Genomic DNA, 24,666 nt, shown 5'->3' with positions numbered 1-24,666 from the left:
TTGCCAAAACAATAAAAATAATGAGGTACAGGATGTCCAAATTACAATATGAAACAAGCCGTCATGAGCGGTTAAGCTATTACACGTTTTTCACCGGTCAAAATATTATCTATATGTTTGTGACCATTTTCTTAAGCATGTATTACACCTCGGTATTAGGGCTTTCCGCCGGCGCCGTTGGGTTAATCTTTCTCGTGGCTCGGGTGTGGGATGCGATAAACGATCCGATGCTGTCAATTCTCATCGAGCGCAGCCGCTTTAAAGGAGGAAAATTCAAACCTTGGATTAACGCCATTACGTGGGCTGTTCCCTTAGCAACCGTGTTGATTTTCGCTTTCGGAGATCAAATTGCACAACTCCCCATGGGTGTGCGGATTGCCTACGCTGGCATCACCTATATTTTATGGGGCATGCTTTACACCATTTCAGATGCGCCCGCCTATGCCATGGGGACCGTCATGACCATCAATAAAAGCGAGCGGAATACCATTTATTCCTATGTCCGTTTTGGTGGTTTTGCCGGCATGATCATTGCGATGGTTGGCGCGCCAATGTTAGTCGATAAATTGGGTGGCCGATGGATGATGTCCGCCATTATTATGTCGGTCATTGCGATGGTGTTGATGATGACGATTCGCGGCGTGAAAGAACGCCACGTGGTGGACCAAGCCGTTCCGAGCTTAAGGCAAATTCTCGTCGCGGTCAGTGGCAACAAATATCTCTTACTTTTCCTTGTGTCTTATGTGTTTATTGGTGGTGCAAACTTTGCGTTCACCCTGATGCCCTTTATTGCACGAGATGTCTTTAATGATTCGGCACTCACCAGTTTACTGTTGTTTTCTATTATTGGCCCCGCCATGCTCGCGTCACCTTTGGTGCCGATTAGCATTAAGTATGTTGGGAAAATTGCCACGTTTGCTGGCGCAACCATCATATTATGCGTGCTGTCATTGATCACTTGGCTCGTGGGTTATCAGAGTTTAGAAATCTTTATTGCCCTGAATATGTTGAAAGCAGTTGCACTTGGCGTGACTTTGATTATGCCCAATATTTTGATCGCAGACTGCATTGAGTACAATTATAAGACATGCGGGCAACGTCTTGAGGCCATCGCTTTTGCGACACAAACCTTCTCAAATAAAGCCACAACCGCCGTTGGTGGTGCAGTGGCCATGGGCTATCTTGCCTTGGTGGGCTTTGTTCAATCGACTGGGGGTGTGGTAATCCAGCAACCTCAGCAAGTGATTGATGGTATGTGGGATGTATTGAACTTGGGTCATGCTATTGGCGCGGCCATTGGTTTAGTGATTTTCTTATTGGGGTATAAAATCACCGATTCACTGCTCGCCAACCTAAATCAAAGCAGTATATCCTCTGAGGTACGCTCTTCTGGCACAAAAAACACATTAAATTCGACATCGGTCATCGCTAAATAATCCGATGAATACGCAGGGAAGAAAAGCAATACCGTTAGAAAAGGGAGTAACCAGCGGTATTGCTCTTACCTTTAACTAAACATTAGAAGTTATAGTTAAATCGAACTCGTGCTGCGGTAGTGGCATCGTTTGCATTTGCTGCCACGTTATCTGCGGTTGAGTAGGAAGCCGCCAACGTAACCGATGCATTGTCGATATCGAGCACCGGCATAGTGTACGCAACGTAAGTGGTTACCAAAGAAGGATCATCACCGGTTTTGTTATCCACATTGGACCCAATAATACCCAAACCAAAGTTGCCATACGTCATGTTCGCTGCCAAAGAAGAGACTTTCTGATCGGTATTATCGTCCGTCATAAAAGCCGCAGAAACATTGACGTTTGCGTCTGATACATCAAAGTTTGCCGTTAATGCGTAGCCAGATTGACTCACATCACCACCCGCGGTTAAGTCGTATTTCACGCTTTCAAAACCGGCCGTGAAAGTCGCAGTGTCAGTCACTACGGTGACCGAAGGACGAATGCCTGAGATAGCGGCCGTATCATCACCCGCTGTATCATCATCACCAAAAATAGTATCAATTTCGAATTTTACGTTTTCGGTCGCATTAAAATGCAGCGCGATTTGACCCCCATCATCACCCGCGCGGCCACGTACTTTATTCGCTTGATAAACCGACACATCTTTAACGTGTGCCACCATAGTGTCTTTGCCTAGAGGGAATAAGTTCACCCCTTCAAAACGACCAAGCTGCACATCCCAAGCAGAATTACCCAATTGAATGTATGCGTCATCCACAACAGCCTTACCACCCGTCGTCAGCAGCACTGTTCCTTTTCCTGCAACGAAGTTATCTCCCGATGTGTGTTTGCTGTACGCATTAATCGCGACACGACCTCTCTGTTCGTAAGTGGTATCCCCTTCCGCTTCAGAAAAAGTATCTGTGTTCAACTCGAAATCGGCATCGAAAGAAGGTGCTGCATGGGCGGCATTAACAGACAAGAGACTGCCTACAATAGCAGTATATAAAATAGATTTTTTCATGATTATCAGACCTAAATGTATGTTGTTTTTATAATAGATAGAGCTTGTCAAAAACATTTGTTTTCGGAATTAATGATACATTTAGGTGATTTTATTACAACGAAATGGAGTGCCGTTTTGTTCTTATTTTTTACTTAATTCACAAGTACAAAAATAACACCACTTAAGTGATTGATAATTATGAATTAATTTTTTGTCGGGATTTATCGCAATCAAATAATAAGTAAAAAACAAGAACGCATGTTTATTCGATTCTATTTTTTAGTTATTTAATTACACAAAATAGATGGCCTCGACGCTTTTTTGCATTAATCCATCTCGCCCAAAATCAGAAACATTCATGCCAAAAAAGACATACATTAACAGACAAGAAAAACACCGTTTCTACCCCCTCATTCCAAGGCGCTTGTACCCAGCAAAAGACTCATGCAGACTGTCGCGCATCAATAATAAAAACCCTTAGGTCTGCTCTATGAAATGTCCACATTGCGAAACAACCTTGCCTTTCTCAAGCCTTACAAAAAGCTTTCGCCACTCTCAAGCTTGCCCTCATTGTGAGGCGGGGTTTACGCTCACGATCAGCATCAGCCGCATGTTTCTATTATTGTTGCCTGTCGCTTTCAGCTTATTTATGATCCGACCTATTAGCGTTTACTGGGGAATCGATCCCACGTTCTTTTCGGCTTTCATTGTGGTTCTGTATGGCTTGTCATGCCTGACCATACGAAAGCGATCTCTTTGAGAGGAATTGAACATAAGAAAAGTGCGAAATATTATAAACGAATCTCATTTACATTTATGTGAGCCTCGCCTTACCATCTCTGCCTATCCCATGAATAAAGAGCAGAGAGTCGATCATGATAGACATTCAAGAAGCCAATCAAGCGCTGCAAAATGCGGAACCGCTAGACATCATAAAATGGGGCATTGCTCAGTCTGATAAACCATTAACGACAACGAATTTTGGCCCATATGAAGCGGTTATTTTGCACATGGTCACGCAAGTAAAGCCGGATATGCCAATTGTGTGGATCGACTCTGGCTACAACACACCAGATACGTACAAAATCGCCGAACAATTGATTGCCGCACTGAACCTCAACATCGAGGTGTACACACCTAAAGTCAGCGCTGCACGTCGTGATGCGGCATTAGGCGGCATTCCTCACTTTGAAGACGAAGGTCACGCCGAGTTCACCGAACAGTTTAAGTTAGAGCCGTTTTCCAGAGCCATGAAAGAGCAGCGCCCAGACGTCTGGTTTACGGCGGTTCGCAGCGAGCAAACAGAGTTCCGTCAGTCAATGGATGTGTTTGGAAATGGGCCAAATGGTGCCATCAAAGTCGCCCCCTTGTTGCATTGGAAAGAAGCAGACATGCTCGCGTATTTAGAGAAATTTGATTTGCCAAATGTCAGCCGTTATTTTGATCCGACGAAAGCGTTAGAAAACCGCGAATGCGGCCTTCATACGAAGCTATAAGAAATGGGACTGCTGACGCAAACGTCACAGATTGATGCTCGCGCGCTGATCAATGAGTATGACCTTACGAACCTGAAGGCACACAGTGCCTTTATGCAAGGCCAAGAAAGCGCAACGAGCGAGCTTTACCTGCAAGCGTTTGAACTCAGCTTTCGGCTACTGTCACGCCATGACGTGACGACTGAAACCCTGCGATTAAGCGTGAATGCGTGTCTGAATTGTTTTGATTTTTGCCCACCGCCCAATGATAACGACGAGCGACACTACCTTGCACTCACCGCTCACAAATTGGATCGAATTGTCAGCAGTCATCTTCCTCGAGACCTTCGTTCCTGTGCCCTTACCGCGTACGCCGAGATAGCACGCTTATGTTACCAACTGGCACAAAAAGAAGCCGCGGTGACATCACAAAAGGTGGTTGAGCAATGCCAAGACTGTTGGGAACGTTATTGCTCCGAGCTCATTCCTTCCCATTGATTCCTAGTGTCAAAGTGGCGACGATAAACCCAATGCCCATTGGCTTTCTTTTGGCACGCTTGATAACCCATTTTTTGATACAGCGCGATGGCGCCCATATTTTGGCCTTCAACATCCAATCGCATTTTCATAAACCCTTGGTTTTCTGCATACTCACCCAACGCACTTAATAATTGTGCCGCGACGCCTTGTCGACGATAGCCTTCCGACACGATCAAACCATCGTGCAACAACTCTTGGCATTGTGCTTTACGATAACCCGCCATAGGAGAACGACTCAGCGAAAAAAAAGTGCGAACACCAAGACACTTCATCAGCTGAAAAGGCGTGGCGGCGCCAGTGAAAGAGCCAGATTTAGATTGGTATCCAGCCAATCCAATCACCTTATCGCCTTCCACCGCGACAAAGACAAAACGCCAATCCAACGAGACCTTAAGCAAACGAATCAATTGCGCTTCGGTGATAAACAACGCCGCTTCATGGCGCTTGAATTCAGCCAAATACAAGGTGAACGCACTTTCTTGTAAAAGCTCTGAAACACCATGAATTACCTGTACACTTTGACAAGACATTAGGTTCTCCGTAACAATTGTCCACAGCGCCAGTCTCAATCACGTTGGCGACCTATTTATTTCGTGTTAATGACTCTCATTTACACTAAAATAGCACCTTTAATACCGCTTTTGGAGAAGAGTATGAATAAAGAGCGACCGGTTAATCTTGATATCAACACGATCAAGCTGCCGATAACAGCCATTGCATCCATATTACATCGGGTGTCTGCTGTCATTTTATGGGTCAGCATGGCCGTCTTTTTGCCGGCACTGTATTTTTCACTCGCATCTGCCGATTGCTTCACAAGCGTGCTTGCGTTTTTTGACCAAAACGCCATTGGGCAGTTTATGGTATGGGGATTATTGTCCGCATTCGGTTATTACTTTTGCGCCACGCTTAAACACATCATCCAAGATTTTGGGCATTTCGAAGAGCTGGAATCAGGCAAAAACATTGCCATCGCGGTTCTTGTTGTTGCGGGTTGTTTTTGTGTCATTTCGGGGGTTTGGGTATGGGCATAATGTCATTAGGAAATACACGTAGCGGGACTCGAGAGTGGGTCTTTCAACGCATAACTAACCTTGCCATTTGCCTTTGGGGTGTGGTGATTATTGGGTTAGTACTGAACGTGGACACCGCAACATTTGCGGATTGGCAAAACCTATTTGCTCCTATGTGGTTCAAAATTTATTCCAGCGTCACCTTGTTAATGGTGTGTTTAAACTCAGTATTAGCGGGCTGGCAAATCGGCACCGATTACATTAAACCTAAGGGAATCAATACGCTTTATATGGCGGTGGTTAAACTAGGAAGTGTGGCTTACGCGGCGTTTGGTTTGTACATTCTTTGGTGGATGTAATTTAACAACGCTGAACGCGTTTACTGTGATGGTAAACGCGTTTTTTTATTCTGTTTTATCTAGTCACGACCAGCAAACTTCACCGCGTACATGGCCTTGTCTGCACGATGCAATATATCTGCAAGGGTGTCCTCTTCTTGAACTAGCGCACTGCCCACACTGAATTGAATGGTGACATTCTGACTCTTAATATCGACTATCAGAGGGTTGGACTTACCTAACAATTGCTTAGAAATCAAAGCCAAAGAGGCCACATCCGCTTGCTTCACCAATATTAAAAATTCATCGCCTCCCCAACGTGACACCTCTCCATTCTCCCCAACAATCTCTATCAAATAGTCAGCAATTCGTTGCAGTACTAGATCGCCCGCACCGTGACCATATTGATCATTGATCGATTTAAAACGATCAACGTCCACATTGATAAGCCCAAACGGCGTACGCGCGGATTCCCACTTTTGCATATAATCCGCCATGTGCATTTCAAACCCTCGGCGGTTATACAATTCTGTCAATGGATCACGCTTAGAAAGACGACTTAACTCTGCCGTCCGCGTCGCCACTTTTTCTTCCAATTCTTGCTGATAACTTAAAAGGGTTTTGGATATGTTGCGATAATGCGCCACTAATCGCTTAATTTCTGGCCCTGCAAAACGGCTCAATTTTGGTGCTTTATATTGATTTTCACCCAACGCACGTATTGATGACTCCAACTCTGCGATTGGCTTGGTCACAATCACCGCCAATAGTAAATAGACAATCAGCAGGGCAAAAACCAAGCTGATTGCGAAAACAATCAACAGGCCTGAGAATTCAGTAAATGGAAGGAAGTTATTGATGTCTATGAAATTAACTTGGAACCAATCAATTTCAGGTATGTAAATCACACTCGCCAACTGACGCACACCGTCTTTTTTAACCACGGCTGTTTCGACATGATTCGGGCTTTCTTTCGCCAATGCATACGTGGATTTCAATAAAGCATGGGACGCCTCGTCATCCAGAAGTTTGAATATGCATTTTTGATTATTGGATTCATTGGTTAATGAAGAGAAACTAATTAAAGCTTCATTCTGATAAAGCTGAATGGATCCTTCAGGGCTCGTAAACAATATCGCAGAATAAATGTCTTGTTTTTCAACCATTTGATTCAAAAAAGTAGATAAATCCAAACCGGTTCCTACCACGCCCAGAACCTCATCGCCTTCTCGAATTAACACATCACTCCAGAGCTTAACCACGCCCAATTCAACATCTGGATTCACGTTTAAATGAAGGTCTAAATTCTTCTCCATGATGCCATAAAACCACGCATCTGAATTTTTTGACGCGTCGAGTGTATATCGGTAATAGTCACTGTTTATCGGCTTTTCGCCATCACTGTAGTAATAACGGTCGTTTCCCTTTAAGGCGATAAAATAAGAGCCATCAGAAAATCGAGGTCGAAATTTTTCGGTCTCTTGAAGCGCTTGTGCTTTTAAATTGTCATCATGTGGATTTTTTGCCCATAACGTCAATGCATTAAGGTTTGCAAATTCCTTTGAGAGGTTTACCTCTTGAATAAGTGGCAATAAGGTTCGAACCTTATCGTATCGAACTTGCTTTTCAGCATAACGCTCAACCCAACTGCCAATAATATCTTCTGCCAATACGCGCATAGATAACCAAGAAAAAAAGCACGTTAGCAATAAAATAAGTGTGGTCGATATTAAAAAGCGCGACTTAATAGCCATTCTTGTTCCGTTCCATACAGTTAAACCAATAATAAAAGACGTGAATATCCTTAATACTATCTTATTCTATCTTGTGCTTAAGATGACCGCATTGCTTAACATGTCTTAATTCGTAACAGAATCAATCAAATAATCCGGCAACAGTAAAAAACAGCGCCGCCTGCTTTTACGCAATGCTACACTAACGCCATTATTCAGCGCCTTTTACTATTAGCGAGATCCCCATGAGTTTTTCCTCTTTAGGACTTCTTAAAGAAATCACCGACGTCATACACGATTTAGGGTATGCCACTCCCACACCAATCCAAAAAGCGGCCATTCCAACCGTACTAGCAAACAAAGATGTCATGGCAGGAGCACAAACAGGTACCGGTAAAACCGCGGCGTTTGCCTTGCCTCTGCTGCAGAAAATACTGCAATCGAAAAGCACCAGTAGCTACCAAAACATCCAAGTTTTGGTACTAACGCCAACCCGAGAACTTGCACAGCAAGTTCATGCAAGCTTTGTAAAATACAGCGCAAACCTTCCGATCCAATCTGTTGTTGCCTACGGCGGAGCGAGTATCAATGTGCAGCTTGATGCACTCAGAAAAGGCTGTGATGTATTAGTCGCTACACCAGGTCGCCTGCTTGAATTGGTTATGAAGAATCTTGTTAATTTGGGGAATTTGAAAACCTTGGTGCTCGATGAAGCCGACCGCATGTTAGATATGGGCTTTATCATTGATATTCAAAGGATTCTGCGAAAACTCCCTGAATCACGCCAAACACTCTTCTTTTCCGCTACGTTCAATGACGACATTTTTGCGCTTAGCAAAACCTTGTTAAAAGACCCTAAGCTCATCGAAGTCGACAACCGAAACACCACTGCAACACAAGTAGAGCAGATGATTTATGCGGTTGATCAAGACCGTAAGAGTTCGCTTCTGTCTTATTTGATTGGCTCCAAAAATTGGCAGCAAGTGTTGATATTTACCCGCACAAAACAAGGGGCGGATGAACTTGCAAAAGAAATGCAAAAAGACGGCGTTGCGACACAAGCCATTCATGGTGATAAATCCCAAGGTGCTCGCGACCGTGTTTTAACCGATTTTAAAGCGGGCAAAGTCAGAGCGCTCGTCGCAACCGATGTCGCGGCACGCGGTATCGATATAGAACAATTACAGTACGTAGTGAATCATGAGCTGCCATATAATGCCGAAGATTACATTCACCGAATCGGCAGAACTGGCCGAGCTGGCGCCGCGGGTCTCGCTATTTCTTTAGTCAGTGAAAAAGAACGCTACTTACTGGCGGATATTGAAAAACTAGTGGGCGAGCAATTCGTTCCTCAATGGTTACCAGGATTCGAACCCGATTTAAATAAAATCGACAGCCCAAACAAAAAACGCGAGCCCTCAAAAAAAGCACTAAGAGCAAAAGCGCTCGGTTTATCCTCAACAAATGACAGAAAGCCTAAGAAACGCCGTCGATAAACCATTTATTACGATTCAATACGAGCGGTTGCGAATAAAAAATTCACAACCGTTTAGTCCCGCCTTCTCGAACTTCTCCGCTATTACTGTTTTTTTACATCAACCTAAGTGATTCATTTCATTATTTTTTTTAGTTTTATCTAAAACCAAAAACTTTTCCCTACGCTTTCAATTCATCAAAAACACGTTAACGCCTCTCACGTTATTCACATCTCTAATTTATGAAAAGAGCATAGGTTGAATAAATCCATGCTCAACATCGATTCTCGTTATTTCCCTTATTTCTTATTCAAATCGCCCATTCATCAAAAATCACTTTTAAGCGTTTTAAAAGCAAAAAATCGATTGAAAGCCTTTAAAAAATCAATAAATCAACTGCAAAGTTATTGTCAACTTACACAAATACACGTAAGGTTTACGGAACATACTACGCCGTAGTTTTTAATAGTTTTTTTCGATATTCGTATGGAAAAGGTAATTTATATGATGAAAAGCAATGCTGAATTTCTTGACGCAACATCAGAGCGAGAATGTGCTTTTTACACAGAATATTTACTGAAGAATATTAGAGGGGCATCCCTTAAAAACTTGCGTGGCGATACACAGATCGAACGCGTGAAAAAATTAAATGAAGAATTAGAGAGTTTGATTAAAAAAAATCGTGCGCCGCATAATTTTTCATCTCAAATGCGGTCTGCGTTCAAATCTACGCAGCTTCCGTCTCAATATTTTCGCTGGATCGATAAAAAAGACGAACGTTTGTGTAATTGGGCCTGGTGTTATTTAAAAGAAAAAACAAAAAACAACGATACAGACGCAGATCAGAAGACCATCACAACAAATCTTTTAGAATTACTCTCTGAAAAAGCGTTTAGTACCGAAAGAGAAACGGCAGCTGAAAGGTACGTTGACGTATTGAATGCCTTTTTCGGTGGCGAAGCTGACGCACAGCAACAAGAAGAGATACTCGATCAACTCAAAGACAAATGGCAATCCATTGTGACGGGCATCAGCGTGATTAATTGGGTAGAAGAGAACAACCCTGCTCAATGGCATTGGGCCTGGTCGTATTTACAAAACATCATTCAAAGACCGCTGGATCTCGCCTGGACACCCACTAACGAGACAGAAAAAAAAGCAGCGGTTATTGCTACTATCGATTTATCTGATAACGTAGACCGCAAAGCGCTCGTTATTGATAAAATGAAAAAGGCATGGAGCCAGAAAAAATTTCGTGAAAAGTCGAGCGGAAAAAAGCCCTATAGCATCAGCATGACGCTAAATACAAAGCAAAAACTAAATGCACTGGCAGAGGAAAAGGGTATGAAAATCAATGATATGGTTGAGTATCTAGTTAGAAATGAATATAAGAAACGTGATTTCAATGAATAGCCTTACTTAATAAAGGGTAAAAACGATTTCGCCTCACCAGTAATAAAGTCCAATTTCTATTTCTGGTTGTTTCATTTGTCATCTAATCAATGTATAACGAGCCGCATGAAAATCCCTAAAAGAATACAACCCCTCATCGAAGATGGCTTAATAGACGAAGTGCTTCGACAATTAATGAGCGGAAAAGAAGCGACCGTCTATGTAGTACGTTGTGGATCAGAGATCCGCTGCGCGAAAGTCTATAAAGAAGCGGGCAAACGCAGTTTCAAACAGGCCGTACAATACAGAGAAGGTCGAAAAGTCCGAAACAGTCGACGTTCGCGAGCAATGGAAAAAGGCTCTAAATTCGGCAGAGACGAGCAAGAAAACCTTTGGCAAAATGCGGAAGTAGATGCGCTATATCGCTTAGCCGCGGCTGGCGTTCGAGCACCAACACCTTATGGTTGCTTTGATGGCGTTTTGTTGATGGAACTAGTCACTGACGACAGTGGCGAAGTAGCGCCTCGTCTAAATGATGTCGTGCTGAGTGAAGAACAAGCGAAACGCGATCACGCCACTATCATTAAAGACATAGTGCGCATGCTCTGCGCTGGCTTGATTCATGGCGATTTGTCCGAATTCAACGTACTCGTTGATTCACATGGCCCTGTCATCATTGATTTACCTCAAGCGGTCGATGCCGCCGCGAATAATAATGCGGAATGGATGTTAGAGCGTGATATCAATAACATGCGTAATTATTACGGCATGTCTGCACCAGAATTACTGGAAACAAAATACGCTAAAGAGATTTGGGCGTTGTTTGAAGCGGGTAAATTGACGACTGAAACTGAGTTGACGGGATTATTTGATGAGCCAACAGAAGAAGCGGACGTAGATTCTGTTCTCACTGAGATCAAAGAAGCCTTCGATGAAGAACAAGAGCGCTTGGCTCGAATGAACACCACTGACGATGAAGACTAACCAATAGACTTCATCGTTTTTGCATTGTAATGAACATGCGTCGTCATTCCCCAAGCACCAATAGAAACAGATTTTTAATATCAATCTAAGAGAGTAACAGCCATGGCTTTTGCTCTCTTAGCCGCATCAAGATCACCCGCAACGTAGGCTTGAGAAATAGCCCCTTCTTTTAAAACACTGATGCTTTGCGCCAATTCAGCGACTGACAATTCCGAAGAACAATCGATCAAATTCGCCTGAATAAAAGAAGTAATGTTTTGTTTATGCTTTTGACATAACGCATTCACCGCATGGTTGGAAAACTCACCATTCGCCTTGATAAAAAAACAGCCTTTAAAGGGCAGCAATACATCCACACGATCATGAAACCAATCATCAAGAGCATCAAATAACGCCAAAATGGCCACTTTTCCCTCTCCAGCCGCCAACATTCTTGACGTTAACCAGTCCATAAAGATCTGATCTCGATAAATAAGCACCGCTTCAACCAATGCCTCTTTGCTACCAAAATGGCGGTATAGCGTTTTTTTTGCCACGCCCGTTTCAGACAAAATAGTATTGATGCCCACCGCATGAATGCCGTGCTCATAAAACAATTTAAACGCTGTGTGTATCAATAGATCCGGCTTAGACATGTATCACCCTCTTTTCTAAATGAATATTGACACAGGGATACAGACTTGTCTACCATGAAGTAGACAGATCGGTTTACCTGTAATTATCTATCCATTAAAAAGGCGTATTCATGTTAATACCTGCACTGACTTCGTTTTATCACTCTCGCTTTTACGCCATGCTGCTAGCCGGTATTGGCGCCACCGCATGTATTTTCATCCTTGCTCAAGGCGCTCAAACGACGCCCTCCTACCTTGGTATCATGGCGCCATTTGGCGCAACCATGGTCATTTTATTTGCCTTGCCTAAAAGCCCGCTGGCGCAGCCAAAAAATATCCTTGGTGGCCATATGCTAACGACCTTGATTGGCTTGGTGATTTCATATTATTGGGACGTCACTCCGTTCACTATCGCAGTCGGCGTCGGTTTAGGTGTATTTTTAATGATGATCACAAACACATTGCACCCGCCGGCTGGCGCGAACCCAATATTAGTCATGTCCATAAATACGTCATGGGGGTTCTTAATCACGCCCGTGCTGACAGGCTGTTTGCTCATTATTCTGTTTGGCTGGTTCTATCATAATTGGGTTACACGACAAGGTTATCCACTCAAGAACAAGGGGAACCAATAAGCAAAAGTAAAAAAGCGACCAGATTTCCTATCAGACCGTTAACTTTTTATGATTGACTCTTTTTTAACCAGATAATTAATGTATAATTCCGCTCCACATTTGACCTACTGGTCAAGTGTCTAGAAAACTGAAACATTACGCTAGGCGTTCGTTTTAACCCATTCGAACGTCATTATTTGGGTTCCCTCACCCCAATCAAACGAAAAAGGTCACAATATGAGTACTTTCACCACTGAGCAAAAAAGCAAAGCTCTGCTTTATCTCGCCATGTTCCACCTACTAATCATTGCCTCTAGCAATTACCTGGTGCAAATTCCGTTTACTATTGCAGGATTTCATACGACGTGGGGCGCGTTTACTTTTCCTTTTATCTTTTTAGCGACGGATTTAACTGTACGAATATTTGGCGCATCATTAGCGCGTAAAATCATTTTTTACGTCATGATTCCGTCTTTAATCGTATCGTATGTTTTGTCTGTGCTGTTTGCACAAGGCGAGTTCCAAGGCTTCGCGGCGTTAATGTCATTGAATAGCTTCGTAGCACGCATTGCTGTCGCCAGTCTTATGGCTTATCTGCTCGGTCAGGTGCTTGATATTCAAGTCTTTAACCGTCTTCGTCAATTAAAACAGTGGTGGATAGCACCTGCCGCATCAACGCTGCTTGGCAATGGATTAGATACGCTGGCTTTCTTTGGCATCGCCTTTTATCAAAGCCCTGATCCATTCATGGCAGAGCATTGGCAAGCCATCGCTGTAGTGGATTTTGGGTTTAAACTCATTATCAGTCTCGGTTTGTTTATTCCAATGTATGGCGTGTTGCTTAATTATTTAACGAAAAAAATAACCGCCGTTAATCCAGACTTTGCTACGGATGCAGCGCAAGAAGGTAATGCGTTCAAAAATGCCTAGATAAAACCTAGTTAAAGACGGGACAAACACTTAAATAAAGGCCTATTTAAAAGGGAATAAAAATAGGCCTTTACCGTGCATTATCTAAAAGTTAACACGCTTAATAGCTGTATTTAACACCGATTCGATAGCGTGGACGCCATTGATCATTTGAAGAGACTTGCTCACCCTTAAAGCTGTAAGTTTTGCCTGATTTGTATGGCGTGAAGCCCAGCTCAGCAAATGGACTCCATCCATTATTTAGCCCTTTGTAAGTGCCTTTGAAGTTAATGTCAGACACCGCGAACTGCTCACCTTTCCATCTTGGCCCTGACTTTTCTTCGTTAAAGGTGTAGTCAAGATCCGCACCAAAAGCCCAGTCTTCTATGCCTTTGTAACCCGCTGAAAAGGTCCAACGATTATAGTGCGAATTATCGCTGCCTACTTTGTTTTCATAATGGTATCGGTGACGAAAACCCACAGACCAATCATCACTGACTTTATAGCCAAGACTTAAGTTGAACTGATGACCTACCTTATCTGAACCAGACTCCCACTTGTATTGGGGTTTTAAGGTCAATTTGTCAGACAATTTATAGCTATAACTTATGTTCGTCTGTTGGCCATTACCTGTTTGCTCACCGAACGCATCGTCATTCTGGCTTTTCCATTTTGCTTCTACGCCGTAACCAATGCCATTAGAGAATCGATGACTGATTTCAATACGATCTGAATGCTTTGCATCTTGACCATCATATTCAGGCACAAATTCATGACGAATATTAATACTGGTTGCACTGACCGTTGCGCTAGTAAGCCCAAGTAAGGCTGCCGCAGTTAAAATCTTAAAACTCATATCAAAACACCTTTTTATTTTTATTGGATTGAGGTTTTAATTTAGACCCTGATGCACTGTATTGATAGTTTTTTGTACAGTTTTAGTTAAAAAAATAAAACGGCGTTTTATTTAAATGTCTGAAATCGAGGCAGGTTAAGGCTTTCAATAAAAGTGTAAATAATTAGGAAAACAGAAAAGAAAACGATAAATCCGGGAGATAGTCTCGAATGTAGAGTGCGAAGATTAATAAAAGTCTAAAGGAAAAAGAGGAGTTTCACCGTCGGAAGACTAATCCCAGAGCGCACCAAATCGATCACGGTGACTCAAATACAGTCGTAAATCGAACTCCAATTGGTGGTAATCCGGTTCCATATAGCAACACAGCTGATAGAAAGCTTTGTTGTGCTCTTTTTCTCGTAAGTGAGCCAATTCATGCACCACAATCATTTTTAGCAAAGGTTCCGGCATACTTCGAAACAAAGAGGACACACGAATTTCATTTTTTGCTTTTAGTTTGCTGCCCTGTTTTCTTGAAACAAAGGTATGCAACCCTAATGCGTTCTTGATGATGTGAATTTTGTCGTCGTAGATGACTTTACTGATAGGAGGAGAGCTGCGCATGAAATCATTCTTTAAGTCCATGGCGTATTCATAGAGCCCACGAGTGCCATTAAGACGATGCGCATCTGGGTACTTTTTTAACAACCAAGCGCCTGATTCTCCTGAGTCTAGCAGTGCTTGTGCCTGTTGCTGTACTTGAGCATTGTAACCATTGAGGTAGTTTTTAATATCGTTCTGTTGACTCATGTACCCTACTATCAGATTTTTTAGCAAACTAGATTATACGAAGAAAAGCAGTTTTTTAGAAAAGCATCCGTTTGATTCTCTGATTGTAATGCATTTTAGAACAATGAGTTATGAGCATTATACTCCAAAGAAAATATGCAATTTCGTCCTGCTGATTTGGATTGGTAAAGCGCGTTATCTGCGATGCTTAATAAGTCATCCACGGAGCAATAACCATGGTCTTTATAAGCAATCCCTAATGACACAGTGAAATACACTTTCTGATTATCCATGCTCAGCACCATGCTGGTTTCTATGGCCTTTCTTAGCCTTTCAGCGACTCGAAGCACTTCTTTTTTGTCAATCGTGGGCAATAAAACCGCAAATTCTTCCCCTCCGATTCTCGCGATGATGTCTTCCCGTCGCAAAATTAACTCACTGACTTGCGCCAATTTCTGAAGCACCAAATCGCCCGTTTTATGGCCAAATGCATCGTTTACACTTTTGAAATTATCCACATCCATCATCAAAATCGATAATGGGAACCCCTTCATGAGCGACTCTTTCAAAATATTATCGCACTGCTCGAAAAAGTAGCCTCGATTGCCCAGCCCGGTTAGGTGATCAAAATACGCTCGATGCTCCAGTTCTTCTTGTGCTTTAACACTTTCAATCGCGATGCTCACTAAATTACAGGCAAAGTTAATCAGCTCCAAATCCTTGTTTGTCGGTGACGCCGGCGTTCGCTTGTAAATCGCAAACGTCCCTAACAAACTGCCTTTTGACGACATGATAGGATCAGACCAACAAGCCGCCACTCTGGCTTTTTGAGCAAGTGCCGTGAAGTTTTTCCAATAGTCGTGAGTGTATATGTCTTCCACGATAACGCGCTTACCTAAGTACGCCGCCGTTCCGCAAGAACCCACATTCATACCAATTCTAATACCATCCACCGCTTGATTAAAAAACTCAGGAAGATCAGGCGATGCACCCAGCCTTAACCGCTGCTCGGTGGCGTCAAATAATAAAATACTGCAAAGAGAAGAAGGACTTTCTCGCTGAACCTGTTTCACAATAACATTGAGAATCTCTTTTAATCCCGAGCCTTTCGCGACCATTTCCAGCATATCGCTGCGTGCACGAAGCCTTTCTTCCGCCACCCAATAATCGGTTATGTCATTGAAATACCATAACCTCTTATCTCCAACTGTAGAAAAGCGAATGCCAACTTGGCGAACAGAGCCATCTTTACAGAGCAATTTGGTTTTTAAATCCGGTGAGAATCCATTTTCGTCGCCCACTAAGTCCCAAGGGGCAACAGCATGTGGATTCGCGTGAAGTTCAGGAAAAGCATGCGAATACCATGTTTTGAGGTCTGAAATGTCACTCAGATCATAGCCAAAAAGTTCGCTAAATGCCTTGTTGATGTATTCGATACGACCAGAAGATACGCTCGACCAGCCAACAGCAGTAGGGGTGGTATTTAAAATATCCTCTAATCTAAGAGCGTCGTTAACCTTGTTGTCCATACAAATATCCGGGAAGAGCATGCCTGATCCAGCATTAGTTAGAGTGTTACTGCATTGGCTCTTATTAAAACTTAATAACAAAAGCTAACACAAGATAACGCCCCAACAGTTTTGTATGTTTTTTGTACAGAAATTGCGCTATATCATCCATCCATAAAATACCGCTTGGATAATCAAGGAATGAGAGAATTTAACGTTTTTGTAGCGTGCCACGTTTGAAAAATAGACCGCCTCTTGTACTTATCAAACTAAGACGGTTACACAACTTGAAGAACATGAGCCTCCTTAAGAAAACAAAAACAATTTGAATGCGGCGAGTGTCGACATAATTCGAATCATCCATTTGAACTGGATAGGGTTCACTTTCTTCAAGAAGTGAAAGCCGATGAATGAGCCAAGTGCCAAGCCAGGCAGTGCGTAAAGGCTTGTTTCTGTGCTCTCGACTGACAACAACCCAAGGCTGATATAAAGCGGGAGTTTCACGATATTAATGATAAAGAACGCCCATGCACGTGTGCTCACATAGGTTGTTTTATCGAGTTTCTGCTCTAATAAGAACAAGCTAAACAGTGGGCCTGCGGCATTGGCGACCATGCTGATAACGCCACCAAAGAACCCCATCAAATAGGCTGTCACTGGCTTACGCATGAAGGAAGCAGGACGAAAATCGAGATACAGCCCTAACGCAATCATTGCGATGATCGTCACACCGAGAAACGTTAGGAATTGATCCGCATCGATGTTCGCAAGAAACTGACTGCCGATAAACACACCTAAAAACGCTAAGGGTAAAAAGCGCGCCAACACCGACCACGCAATCTTGTTTCTATAACTGGCTACGGCCATCACGTCCGTAATAATGTAAAGCGGTAACAAGATCCCCAACGCTTCTGGGCCAGGGAAGGCAATCATCACAATTGGCAACACCAACAAGCCCATACCGCCGACGGAAAATTTTGAAAAGCCGGTAATTAAACCCGCCACAAATAATACAACAAATGACAAATCCACTGAGTCCTCCTTATTGATTGATAACGGCAATTGGATAACCAATCTGTCCGTTTATGCGTGCAATAATACGGCAAACAATGAACAATAAATAATCTCGTTTTATTATTAAAATGATCATTTTTACTAATCATGTGGTGTCGTTATGAAACTCGATCAACTCAGAGCCTTTATTGCTGTGGTGGAAACAGGCAGCTTTCGTTCTGCAGCGGAAGCAATACACAAAACTCAGCCAGGTATCAGTGCCGCGGTCAAAACATTGGAATCGCAGTATGGGATTTTATTATTTGACCGAGACAGCTATCGCCCAACGTTAACCGCCGAAGGGCATGCATTTTTTCAACAAAGTAAAAAGCTGATTTCTCAAGCGCAACAGTTGGAGAATCTTGGGCATGATTTGGCCAAAGGCATAGAAGCGCCACTGCACCTCTGCTTTAGCCAAATGGGATTAGATGACAATTGCATGGAAAGGATAAAAGCCTTTCAAAAGCAGTATCCTGATATTTCGTTAGACATCAGTACCGACCATTTATACGGCGTTCAAGAAGCCCTCGCCAAGAACAAATGCGAGATCGCCATTGGTCCAAGATACGGATTGGATGATCGACACGCGTTTATTGAATTGAACCGTATCAATATGATCACCGTCGTCAGCCCAGAAGTGTTGGCCGAATTGAATACCAGCGGCGCCAAAGTCAAACAACCTCAACTGTACGCACTGCCACAAATTTTGGTCACCAATACCGCGGCGAATTCCGCCGAAAACGGACATCGCTATATATTGCCAACTGGAAAACGCTGGTACGTGAATGACTTCCAAACCAAAAAAACCATGCTAATACATGGTCTTGGCTGGGCGAGAATGCCGCAATACATTATCCAGTCTGAGCTTGAAAAGGGGCAGTTGGTTCCGATTGACATCGAGAACTTCACCTCACAAAGCCAGCTGTCGATTTTTATGATTCGTTTACGACACCAAACTCAGAGTTCTCAATCCAACCTTTTTTGGGAAATGATGAAAACGCTGTCTAATAAAACGCTTACTTAGACAAAAAATGGTTAAGGCGATTTGTTCAATGCCCAATCGTAATCAAGAAATTCGATATCGGCTTTCTTATTATCAAGCGCCGCTTTTACGCTGTCAGATAACGACATAAAAGACGCATAGTGGCGGATAAAGGCGTCTAATGACGTGTAACCTTTCCAGCCTTTTTCGAAGTCTTCACGATACCATTTAAAAATAGAAGACAATTCTAATGTCTTACCATTCAAACGGTTACGGCTGCTGTCCGCTAGGAATAATTGCGTTTGTGTCTCTAGCAAGCGGTCGACGTTATCGCCTTGAAACGCTTGGTTTGCTAACGCTGGGCAACCAATGCTAGCGCAATTTACGGCAAAGTGAATACGTGGATCTTGGTAACGATCTGAACCGCGAATCAGCGTGTGTTCGATATCATCCAAAGAACGCATTTCTCCTAATAAAGGAATAAACGCTTTACTCCAAGGCGAGCTAAAAAAACTGCCTAGGTCTTTGATTGATTTTAAGTCAGGCCATTTCGTAAGAATTAAATCGACAGTCCAAGCATTGTAAGCATTGATCAAAAACGCCAGTTGGTCGTCTTTCGGCCAGCCATCAAATTCCGACTGGCTGACGTTCTCCAGCGTTTTCAAATACGTATTCAACGACGCTTTATTGTTTGCAACGCCTTGGTAATCCACTTGGCTGGCTTTACCGCCACCCAGTAACACCACGTTTTGTTGCAATAATGTATTCCAAACGGAATGATCAAAGGCGTTCGCGCTATTTGCGCTCGCACTTTGTACACTGAATAACGCGCACAAAACAATCAGCCAGTGCTTCATCGACTTAACCTCGACGCCAAGTGTGGTATTTTTCCAGCCAATGTAAAATACGCTCTGGTGCATGAGCGCGTTTCCACTCGCCAGCCGCGTATTTATTGGATTCTGCCCACGTCGGATAGGTGTGAATCGTGCCGAGAATTTTGTTCAAGCCTAAACCGTATTTCATTGCCAACACGAATTCCGCCAACAAATCGCCAGCGTGTTCGCCGACAATGGTGACACCTAAAATCGTATCTTTGCCCGGCACGGTTAAGACTTTAACAAAACCGTGTGCGGCGCTGTCAGCAATGGCGCGGTCCAAATCATCCAGACCATAACGCACCATTTCATAGGCAATGCCTTTTTCTTTTGCGTCTTGCTCGCTCAGGCCAACACGAGCCACCTCAGGATCGACAAATGTCGCCCATGGAATCACACGATAATCCACACGGAACTTCTTCACGGTACCGAACAGCGCATTTACGGCTGCGTACCAGGCTTGGTGAGCGGCAACGTGCGTAAATTGATACGGCCCCGCCACATCGCCCGCGGCAAAAATATTCGGGAACAAGGTTTCAAGGTAATCGTTGGTGACAATCGTGCGCTTGGTTTCAATGCCAAGGTTTTCCAAACCATAGCCTTCGAGACGCGCTTCACGGCCCACTGCACAAATCAACGCATCAAACTCGATGACGGTTTCTTGACCGTCTTTCTCAACAATCAGACGCTTAACATCGCCATCTTTTTCACAACGAATGGCATTGTGCGACGTTAGAATCGTTACGCCATCCGATGTCATGCTTTCTTGCACGAGCTCAGACACTTCTTCGTCTTCTCGCACCATAATGCGAGCCGAACGCTCGACTTGAGTCACGCTGGAACCTAATCGGGCAAAACTTTGCGCCAACTCACAACCAATGGGACCACCGCCCAACACCACAAGACGTGTCGGTGGTGCATCGAATGTCGCGAATGCTTCCCAAAGCGTGTCACTGGTGTAATAACCCACCTCGTCCAACCCCGGTAACGCAGGAATAAAAGGACGCGCGCCCGTCGCCAGCACAATGCTGCGAGCGGTCATGCGCTGAGTACCGCCATCGTTTCGTTGAATTTCCACCGTCCAAGGATCAACCAGTGTTGCGTAACCTTGTACAACGTCCACACCGAGCTTTGTGTAGCGCTCAACACTGTCGTGTGGCTCCACTTTGCTAATAACATCGTGAACGCGCGCCATGACTTTTTTAAAGGAAAACGTCGGTTCGCGGCTGTCCAAACCGTAGTTTTCTGCGTGTCGCATTTGCTGTGCGACTTTCGCGCTTTTGATCAAGGCTTTGCTTGGAATGCATCCGTAATTTAGACAATCGCCCCCCATTTTGTGGGCTTCAATCAAGGTTACTTTCGCTTTCACCGCCGCCGCGATGTAAGCACTTACTAAACCACCAGCGCCGCCACCAATGACAATAAGGTTACGGTCGAATGTTTTTGGTTTGGTAAATCCCGCGTAAACGCGGCGTGCTTTGATCAGATTCAATAATTTTTTGGCGATCAAAGGAAAAACGCCAAGCAACACAAAAGAGAACAATAATGAAGGAGACAAAATACCAGATAGGCTTTCCAGCTGACCGAGTTGCGTCCCGGCATTGACGAACACAAACGTGCCGGCCAACATGCCCACTTGGCTCGCCCAATAAAACGTCACCGCGCGAATCGTCGTCAGACCCATCAATAAATTGATTAAGAAAAAAGGGAAAAGAGGCACAAGACGCAACGTAAACAAATAAAACGCGCCGTCTTTTTCAACGCCCTCATTAATCGCTTTTAGGCGATCACCGAAGCGTTTTTGTACCGTGTTTTGAAGTAAATAACGCGACACAAGAAACGCCAAGGTCGCGCCAATGCTGCTGGCGAAAGACACGATCAGCAAACCCCAGCCTAAACCAAATAACGCACCGGCCGCTAACGTCATAATCGCCGCACCGGGCAACGACAACGCCGTCACCACCACGTACAAAAGCAAAAACGCGCCACCAACAAACAGCGGGCTTTCTGCTCGCCATATTTCGAATTGATCCAAGCCTGACTTCAGGCCTTCCAGCGTTAATAACTGATGCAAATCAAAGTAGAAAAAACCTACGATGAAGGCGGCAATAACAATCAATAAACCGGTTTTCTTCATTACTAACGCTCCAGCAGAGTCTTTCAACTCGGGACAAATATCATAATTAATCTTGGGATTATAAGTTAGACACGATACAGGCTCGAATTATTACAGCAAGGCGGATTATTTTTTAAAATAATCCGCCCAATAGACAAAGTGCGAAAGAAAAGACAGAAAATGAAAAGCAGAGAAAACAACTAGCTAACGGTATTAAGGCGTCCAGCCAGCAGGCTAAACACAATGCCGAAACAACAAACGCACAGTACCAACACCACCAAACCAGACAAACCAAACGCCGCCAGCGCAGTAGCAAAGGTGGGTGGCCCCAATGTCGCGCCAAGATTACCAAACTGAGCCAGCAAGCCATAACCTTGCGCCTGTTCACTTGGATTGCGCGCCAATGCCGGAATCATCGCCAACGAAGACCCTGGAATCATGCCAAGAAACAACACCATGATGCAGACAACCAAACCAAACAACACGGGCACATCATTCAACATGGACAACACCAACGCACTGATCGCCAAACCAACATACGCCATTAACGCCACGCGCTGAGGTCGCATCCAATATTGCGCAATCGCACCAGCCAAGAAGGTTCCGCTGGTGCTGATAAGAGGCAGCAAAACAAACATCCATTTATTCTGAGACGCATCCCCTGTTAAACCCGGAACATACGTCAAAACCGACACCAAGGTGAAGGTATAAAACAGAAACACAAAGCCGGGTAAAAGCGCCCTTGGATTGCGGTAAATTCTTATCATTTGAGCAAAGAAGCCGCCTTGATTTTCCGCCACTGGCACCAAATCCAACACCGGATTTTTTCTCAAAATGAAAAACAACACCACACCAATGGTCGTTATCAGCATGCCATGGCTCAAGAACAACGTGCTCAACCCTTGTTGATCCAGAATACGTTTCCCCAACCAACCGCAGACCGCAAATGCGACACCGAAAAACGTACCCCAGATGCCCATCGTCAAGGATCGATGCTGCGGCGCACTTAACTTCGCAATCAAGGTTGGTGCCGCCACCACCACCCCCAACTGAGACAAGCCTTCCAACATTCTCGTAATAAACAACAGGTTAAACGGCGGCAAAAAAGACTGAATGAACGACAAAACACCGCCCAATAGCAACGCACCGACCAAGACTTTCAAATAACCAACGCGACTGGCGATCATGCCCGCCGACACACCAAACACCAAACCAACCAACCCCACCGCAGACAGTGACGCGCCGGTTAATGTGGCGCTGGTTTGATAGTGGTTTAACAAGGTATCGAAAGAGATCGAAAACTTAGCAAACTGCATCGCCGCCGACACACCCGCCACCCACAGCAAGATAACTTCCAACCACTGTGTTTTAGGTTCGACAATCGCCGAATGAGAAGAGGAACTTGGCATCGAATTACCTTTATAAAAAGTAGATAAAAGCCATCGACTAACGCGACACGCTAAAATCTGACCTTATGGACAAAATTAGAGCGCTATTCTAAATCAAAAAGCACCAAGGTTGGGCAGGTATTTGCAGAATAAAAAAAGGAAATAAATTTGTACGGGAATTGATATCTCAAACGGTAAATAGAATAGAAGATAAACTCAGTCAATGAAAAGGCTGATGCTGTACATCAGCCTTTTCATGCTCTTAAATCTATTACGCCGCTGGCGCTAAATCCGCTTTTCTCAGCTCTTTCATGCGCAGGCCTATGTTGCCGAAAATCAACATCAAACCACCGGCTATTTGATAGCCCGTTAAGTCCATGTCCAAGAACAGCCAATTGATGGCGGCGGCGAAGACAGGGAAAGACAGCTCTGCCAAGGTGGCCAGTTGTGCGGGTACGGTTTTCAGCCCTTGATAGTAGAACCACATGCCGATGAATCCACTCAACAAGGCCATGACGACAACCAAGCTCAAATCCACCGAGGTCATCGCTGTCAAACTGTCAGACTGAGCCAGCGCCAACGGCAATAACACCAATAAACCGGCCACAAAACGCCCCGACATAATCGCATTGGCGGGCATATGTTGATGTGACAAATACTTGCCACACACTGTCGCGGCGCCCCATGCGATCACGGCAATCAGCGTGTAGCCGTAGCCTTTCATTATGCTCATGGTGTCGCTGGAATAATGCCATTGCGCGTCGCCAAGCTGGCGCAAATCTGGCCACATCATCACAAAACTGCCGAATAAAATGACGGCCGCCCATTGCATGAAATGCCCTTCAATGCGTTCTTTTAACAGCCAATACGCCAACAAAATCGCCACGATAGGTTGCAATTTTTGCAGCAAAATCACTACAGTCGGGTTTAAATAATGGAAGGCTTCGGTAAACGCCAATGTGCCCATGGCAGAACCGATGCCACCAATAAAGAACAAACACGAAAAGCCGCTGATCGACATATGACGATAAACATGGCGATAGCGCCACAGCATCGGGCTGACAAACAGCACCAAGGTAAGATGTTCAAACAGAACGATTTGCAGAGTGGAATAACCCGCGCCCAGCAAAGGGTAGCGAATTAAGGTATCAAGCGCCCACGTGAAGCACGCGATCATGATAAAGAATGTTCCTGCCATCTTTGGTTTCTCCAATCAGTAAGATGCACAGGGGTGATGAGGAATATACCAAGCTTCTTACATAACCAAAGCACGCAAGATAAAACGCAAATATAGCGCCAACGAAATGAATCACCACTCAATAAAGAGCAATGACTTTTGCGTTGCTTGGTCGATCTTCTATCATCCGGACTGTAACCGTCGGCTCTGGAGTCTCACCAGATCTGCTGACCTCAATGCTTTTAATCTCGAAGGAAAAAAGCGTTAAGCGCTCGCGGGCTGTTTGATGGATTCTTCAATCTCGTCAAATCACCGCCGGTGGGGAATTTCGCCCCGCCCCGAAGTTCGATTAATGTAAAAATATACCCTGCAACTTTAAACGCATCGCTTTCT

At 44.1% G+C, this 24,666-nt stretch carries 23 protein-coding genes and 1 riboswitch; of the genes, 11 read left to right on the top strand and 12 right to left on the bottom strand.

What is annotated here, in order from left to right; translation table 11 throughout:
* The first annotated feature begins 32 nt into the window (after nucleotides 1-32).
* On the top strand, nucleotides 33-1,436 hold the full coding sequence (locus D104_RS30465; protein ID WP_024024442.1) for an MFS transporter: 1,404 nt from the start codon (nucleotides 33-35) through the stop codon (nucleotides 1,434-1,436).
* Between the two features lie 82 nt (nucleotides 1,437-1,518).
* Here the strand turns inward: D104_RS30465 and D104_RS30460 are convergent, their stop codons facing one another.
* Nucleotides 1,519-2,481, bottom strand: coding sequence for a carbohydrate porin (locus D104_RS30460; RefSeq protein ID WP_024024441.1), 963 nt, complete (start codon nucleotides 2,479-2,481; stop codon nucleotides 1,519-1,521).
* 857 nt (nucleotides 2,482-3,338) lie between these two features.
* Between D104_RS30460 and D104_RS30455 the strand changes: the two genes are divergently transcribed.
* Both D104_RS30455 and D104_RS30450 read left to right on the top strand, forming a co-directional pair.
* Nucleotides 3,339-3,959: a phosphoadenosine phosphosulfate reductase domain-containing protein gene (locus D104_RS30455; protein WP_024024440.1), complete on the top strand. Its 621-nt coding sequence runs from the start codon at nucleotides 3,339-3,341 to the stop codon at nucleotides 3,957-3,959.
* A gap of 3 nt (nucleotides 3,960-3,962) precedes the next feature.
* Complete coding sequence (locus D104_RS30450) at nucleotides 3,963-4,436, top strand: hypothetical protein (RefSeq protein ID WP_024024439.1); 474 nt, start codon at nucleotides 3,963-3,965, stop codon at nucleotides 4,434-4,436.
* On the opposite strand, the gene D104_RS30445 is transcribed toward D104_RS30450, so the two are convergent.
* Entirely contained in the window at nucleotides 4,406-5,008 is a 603-nt protein-coding gene (locus tag D104_RS30445; protein ID WP_024024438.1) for a GNAT family N-acetyltransferase, read from the bottom strand. The genes D104_RS30450 and D104_RS30445 overlap by 31 nt on opposite strands.
* A gap of 123 nt (nucleotides 5,009-5,131) precedes the next feature.
* Between D104_RS30445 and sdhC the strand changes: the two genes are divergently transcribed.
* Complete coding sequence (gene sdhC / locus D104_RS30440) at nucleotides 5,132-5,512, top strand: succinate dehydrogenase, cytochrome b556 subunit (protein WP_024024437.1); 381 nt, start codon at nucleotides 5,132-5,134, stop codon at nucleotides 5,510-5,512.
* A complete protein-coding gene (gene sdhD / locus D104_RS30435; protein WP_235075928.1) occupies nucleotides 5,512-5,850 on the top strand; it encodes a succinate dehydrogenase, hydrophobic membrane anchor protein in 339 nt (112 codons plus the stop codon). The genes sdhC and sdhD overlap by 1 nt, the downstream gene beginning before the upstream one ends.
* 59 nt (nucleotides 5,851-5,909) lie before the next feature.
* On the opposite strand, the gene D104_RS30430 is transcribed toward sdhD, so the two are convergent.
* Complete coding sequence (locus D104_RS30430; RefSeq protein ID WP_024024435.1) at nucleotides 5,910-7,583, bottom strand: GGDEF domain-containing protein; 1,674 nt, start codon at nucleotides 7,581-7,583, stop codon at nucleotides 5,910-5,912.
* A 224-nt stretch (nucleotides 7,584-7,807) separates the two neighbouring features.
* Between D104_RS30430 and D104_RS30425 the strand changes: the two genes are divergently transcribed.
* The 3 genes from D104_RS30425 to D104_RS30415 all read left to right on the top strand — a co-directional run bounded on the left by D104_RS30425 (nucleotide 7,808) and on the right by D104_RS30415 (nucleotide 11,413).
* Nucleotides 7,808-9,058, top strand: coding sequence for a DEAD/DEAH box helicase (locus D104_RS30425; protein ID WP_024024434.1), 1,251 nt, complete (start codon nucleotides 7,808-7,810; stop codon nucleotides 9,056-9,058).
* A 483-nt stretch (nucleotides 9,059-9,541) separates the two neighbouring features.
* A complete protein-coding gene (locus tag D104_RS30420; protein WP_024024433.1) occupies nucleotides 9,542-10,450 on the top strand; it encodes a hypothetical protein in 909 nt (302 codons plus the stop codon).
* 105 nt (nucleotides 10,451-10,555) lie between these two features.
* On the top strand, nucleotides 10,556-11,413 hold the full coding sequence (locus tag D104_RS30415; protein WP_024024432.1) for a PA4780 family RIO1-like protein kinase: 858 nt from the start codon (nucleotides 10,556-10,558) through the stop codon (nucleotides 11,411-11,413).
* An 80-nt stretch (nucleotides 11,414-11,493) separates the two neighbouring features.
* On the opposite strand, the gene D104_RS30410 is transcribed toward D104_RS30415, so the two are convergent.
* Nucleotides 11,494-12,048: a TetR/AcrR family transcriptional regulator gene (locus D104_RS30410; RefSeq protein WP_024024431.1), complete on the bottom strand. Its 555-nt coding sequence runs from the start codon at nucleotides 12,046-12,048 to the stop codon at nucleotides 11,494-11,496.
* Nucleotides 12,049-12,158: 110 nt separating this feature from the next.
* Between D104_RS30410 and D104_RS30405 the strand changes: the two genes are divergently transcribed.
* Entirely contained in the window at nucleotides 12,159-12,662 is a 504-nt protein-coding gene (locus tag D104_RS30405; RefSeq protein ID WP_024024430.1) for an HPP family protein, read from the top strand.
* 216 nt (nucleotides 12,663-12,878) lie between these two features.
* Nucleotides 12,879-13,571 carry a 7-cyano-7-deazaguanine/7-aminomethyl-7-deazaguanine transporter gene (locus D104_RS30400; protein ID WP_024024429.1) on the top strand — a complete coding sequence of 231 codons (693 nt, stop codon included), beginning with the start codon at nucleotides 12,879-12,881 and terminating at the stop codon, nucleotides 13,569-13,571.
* 100 nt (nucleotides 13,572-13,671) lie between these two features.
* On the opposite strand, the gene D104_RS30395 is transcribed toward D104_RS30400, so the two are convergent.
* From D104_RS30395 to D104_RS30380, 4 genes are all read right to left on the bottom strand, one after another.
* A complete protein-coding gene (locus D104_RS30395; protein WP_024024428.1) occupies nucleotides 13,672-14,406 on the bottom strand; it encodes an oligogalacturonate-specific porin KdgM family protein in 735 nt (244 codons plus the stop codon).
* Nucleotides 14,407-14,676: 270 nt separating this feature from the next.
* Nucleotides 14,677-15,195, bottom strand: a complete 519-nt coding sequence (locus D104_RS30390) for a M48 metallopeptidase family protein (protein ID WP_024024427.1) — start codon at nucleotides 15,193-15,195, stop codon at nucleotides 14,677-14,679.
* Nucleotides 15,196-15,290: 95 nt separating this feature from the next.
* Nucleotides 15,291-16,703 carry a diguanylate cyclase gene (locus tag D104_RS30385; protein WP_024024426.1) on the bottom strand — a complete coding sequence of 471 codons (1,413 nt, stop codon included), beginning with the start codon at nucleotides 16,701-16,703 and terminating at the stop codon, nucleotides 15,291-15,293.
* 285 nt (nucleotides 16,704-16,988) lie between these two features.
* On the bottom strand, nucleotides 16,989-17,714 hold the full coding sequence (locus D104_RS30380) for a sulfite exporter TauE/SafE family protein (protein ID WP_024024425.1): 726 nt from the start codon (nucleotides 17,712-17,714) through the stop codon (nucleotides 16,989-16,991).
* Nucleotides 17,715-17,856: 142 nt separating this feature from the next.
* Between D104_RS30380 and D104_RS30375 the strand changes: the two genes are divergently transcribed.
* Nucleotides 17,857-18,759 (top strand): LysR family transcriptional regulator, encoded by a 903-nt coding sequence (locus D104_RS30375; RefSeq protein WP_024024424.1) that lies wholly within the window; start codon nucleotides 17,857-17,859, stop codon nucleotides 18,757-18,759.
* 11 nt (nucleotides 18,760-18,770) lie between these two features.
* Here the strand turns inward: D104_RS30375 and D104_RS30370 are convergent, their stop codons facing one another.
* From D104_RS30370 to D104_RS30355, 4 genes are all read right to left on the bottom strand, one after another.
* The gene (locus D104_RS30370) at nucleotides 18,771-19,574 is read right to left on the bottom strand and encodes a DUF547 domain-containing protein (protein ID WP_024024423.1); all 804 of its coding nucleotides are present in this window, start codon (nucleotides 19,572-19,574) and stop codon (nucleotides 18,771-18,773) included.
* A gap of 4 nt (nucleotides 19,575-19,578) precedes the next feature.
* Nucleotides 19,579-21,729: an FAD-dependent oxidoreductase gene (locus D104_RS30365; RefSeq protein ID WP_024024422.1), complete on the bottom strand. Its 2,151-nt coding sequence runs from the start codon at nucleotides 21,727-21,729 to the stop codon at nucleotides 19,579-19,581.
* Between the two features lie 179 nt (nucleotides 21,730-21,908).
* A complete protein-coding gene (locus tag D104_RS30360; protein ID WP_024024421.1) occupies nucleotides 21,909-23,117 on the bottom strand; it encodes an MFS transporter in 1,209 nt (402 codons plus the stop codon).
* Nucleotides 23,118-23,367: 250 nt separating this feature from the next.
* Complete coding sequence (locus D104_RS30355) at nucleotides 23,368-24,294, bottom strand: DMT family transporter (protein ID WP_024024420.1); 927 nt, start codon at nucleotides 24,292-24,294, stop codon at nucleotides 23,368-23,370.
* A 150-nt stretch (nucleotides 24,295-24,444) separates the two neighbouring features.
* A riboswitch (FMN riboswitch) is annotated at nucleotides 24,445-24,623 on the bottom strand.
* Nucleotides 24,624-24,666 lie beyond the last annotated feature (43 nt).

It is taken from the genome of Marinomonas profundimaris (assembly GCF_000508165.1).
Lineage (GTDB): Bacteria > Pseudomonadota > Gammaproteobacteria > Pseudomonadales > Marinomonadaceae > Marinomonas > Marinomonas profundimaris.
This window is presented reverse-complemented; position numbering and strand designations above follow the sequence as displayed.

Excerpts from the sequence above, each read along its gene's own strand:
- D104_RS30465 (WP_024024442.1), top strand. The coding sequence starts at position 33 with ATGTCCAAATTACAATATGAAACAAGCCGTCATGAGCGGTTAAGCTAT.
- D104_RS30460 (WP_024024441.1), bottom strand. The coding sequence starts at position 2,481 with ATGAAAAAATCTATTTTATATACTGCTATTGTAGGCAGTCTCTTGTCT.
- D104_RS30455 (WP_024024440.1), top strand. The coding sequence starts at position 3,339 with ATGATAGACATTCAAGAAGCCAATCAAGCGCTGCAAAATGCGGAACCG.
- D104_RS30450 (WP_024024439.1), top strand. The coding sequence starts at position 3,963 with ATGGGACTGCTGACGCAAACGTCACAGATTGATGCTCGCGCGCTGATC.
- D104_RS30445 (WP_024024438.1), bottom strand. The coding sequence starts at position 5,008 with ATGTCTTGTCAAAGTGTACAGGTAATTCATGGTGTTTCAGAGCTTTTA.
- sdhC (WP_024024437.1), top strand. The coding sequence starts at position 5,132 with ATGAATAAAGAGCGACCGGTTAATCTTGATATCAACACGATCAAGCTG.
- sdhD (WP_235075928.1), top strand. The coding sequence starts at position 5,512 with ATGTCATTAGGAAATACACGTAGCGGGACTCGAGAGTGGGTCTTTCAA.
- D104_RS30430 (WP_024024435.1), bottom strand. The coding sequence starts at position 7,583 with ATGGCTATTAAGTCGCGCTTTTTAATATCGACCACACTTATTTTATTG.
- D104_RS30425 (WP_024024434.1), top strand. The coding sequence starts at position 7,808 with ATGAGTTTTTCCTCTTTAGGACTTCTTAAAGAAATCACCGACGTCATA.
- D104_RS30420 (WP_024024433.1), top strand. The coding sequence starts at position 9,542 with ATGATGAAAAGCAATGCTGAATTTCTTGACGCAACATCAGAGCGAGAA.
- D104_RS30415 (WP_024024432.1), top strand. The coding sequence starts at position 10,556 with ATGAAAATCCCTAAAAGAATACAACCCCTCATCGAAGATGGCTTAATA.
- D104_RS30410 (WP_024024431.1), bottom strand. The coding sequence starts at position 12,048 with ATGTCTAAGCCGGATCTATTGATACACACAGCGTTTAAATTGTTTTAT.
- D104_RS30405 (WP_024024430.1), top strand. The coding sequence starts at position 12,159 with ATGTTAATACCTGCACTGACTTCGTTTTATCACTCTCGCTTTTACGCC.
- D104_RS30400 (WP_024024429.1), top strand. The coding sequence starts at position 12,879 with ATGAGTACTTTCACCACTGAGCAAAAAAGCAAAGCTCTGCTTTATCTC.
- D104_RS30395 (WP_024024428.1), bottom strand. The coding sequence starts at position 14,406 with ATGAGTTTTAAGATTTTAACTGCGGCAGCCTTACTTGGGCTTACTAGC.
- D104_RS30390 (WP_024024427.1), bottom strand. The coding sequence starts at position 15,195 with ATGAGTCAACAGAACGATATTAAAAACTACCTCAATGGTTACAATGCT.
- D104_RS30385 (WP_024024426.1), bottom strand. The coding sequence starts at position 16,703 with ATGGACAACAAGGTTAACGACGCTCTTAGATTAGAGGATATTTTAAAT.
- D104_RS30375 (WP_024024424.1), top strand. The coding sequence starts at position 17,857 with ATGAAACTCGATCAACTCAGAGCCTTTATTGCTGTGGTGGAAACAGGC.
- D104_RS30370 (WP_024024423.1), bottom strand. The coding sequence starts at position 19,574 with ATGAAGCACTGGCTGATTGTTTTGTGCGCGTTATTCAGTGTACAAAGT.
- D104_RS30365 (WP_024024422.1), bottom strand. The coding sequence starts at position 21,729 with ATGAAGAAAACCGGTTTATTGATTGTTATTGCCGCCTTCATCGTAGGT.
- D104_RS30360 (WP_024024421.1), bottom strand. The coding sequence starts at position 23,117 with ATGCCAAGTTCCTCTTCTCATTCGGCGATTGTCGAACCTAAAACACAG.
- D104_RS30355 (WP_024024420.1), bottom strand. The coding sequence starts at position 24,294 with ATGGCAGGAACATTCTTTATCATGATCGCGTGCTTCACGTGGGCGCTT.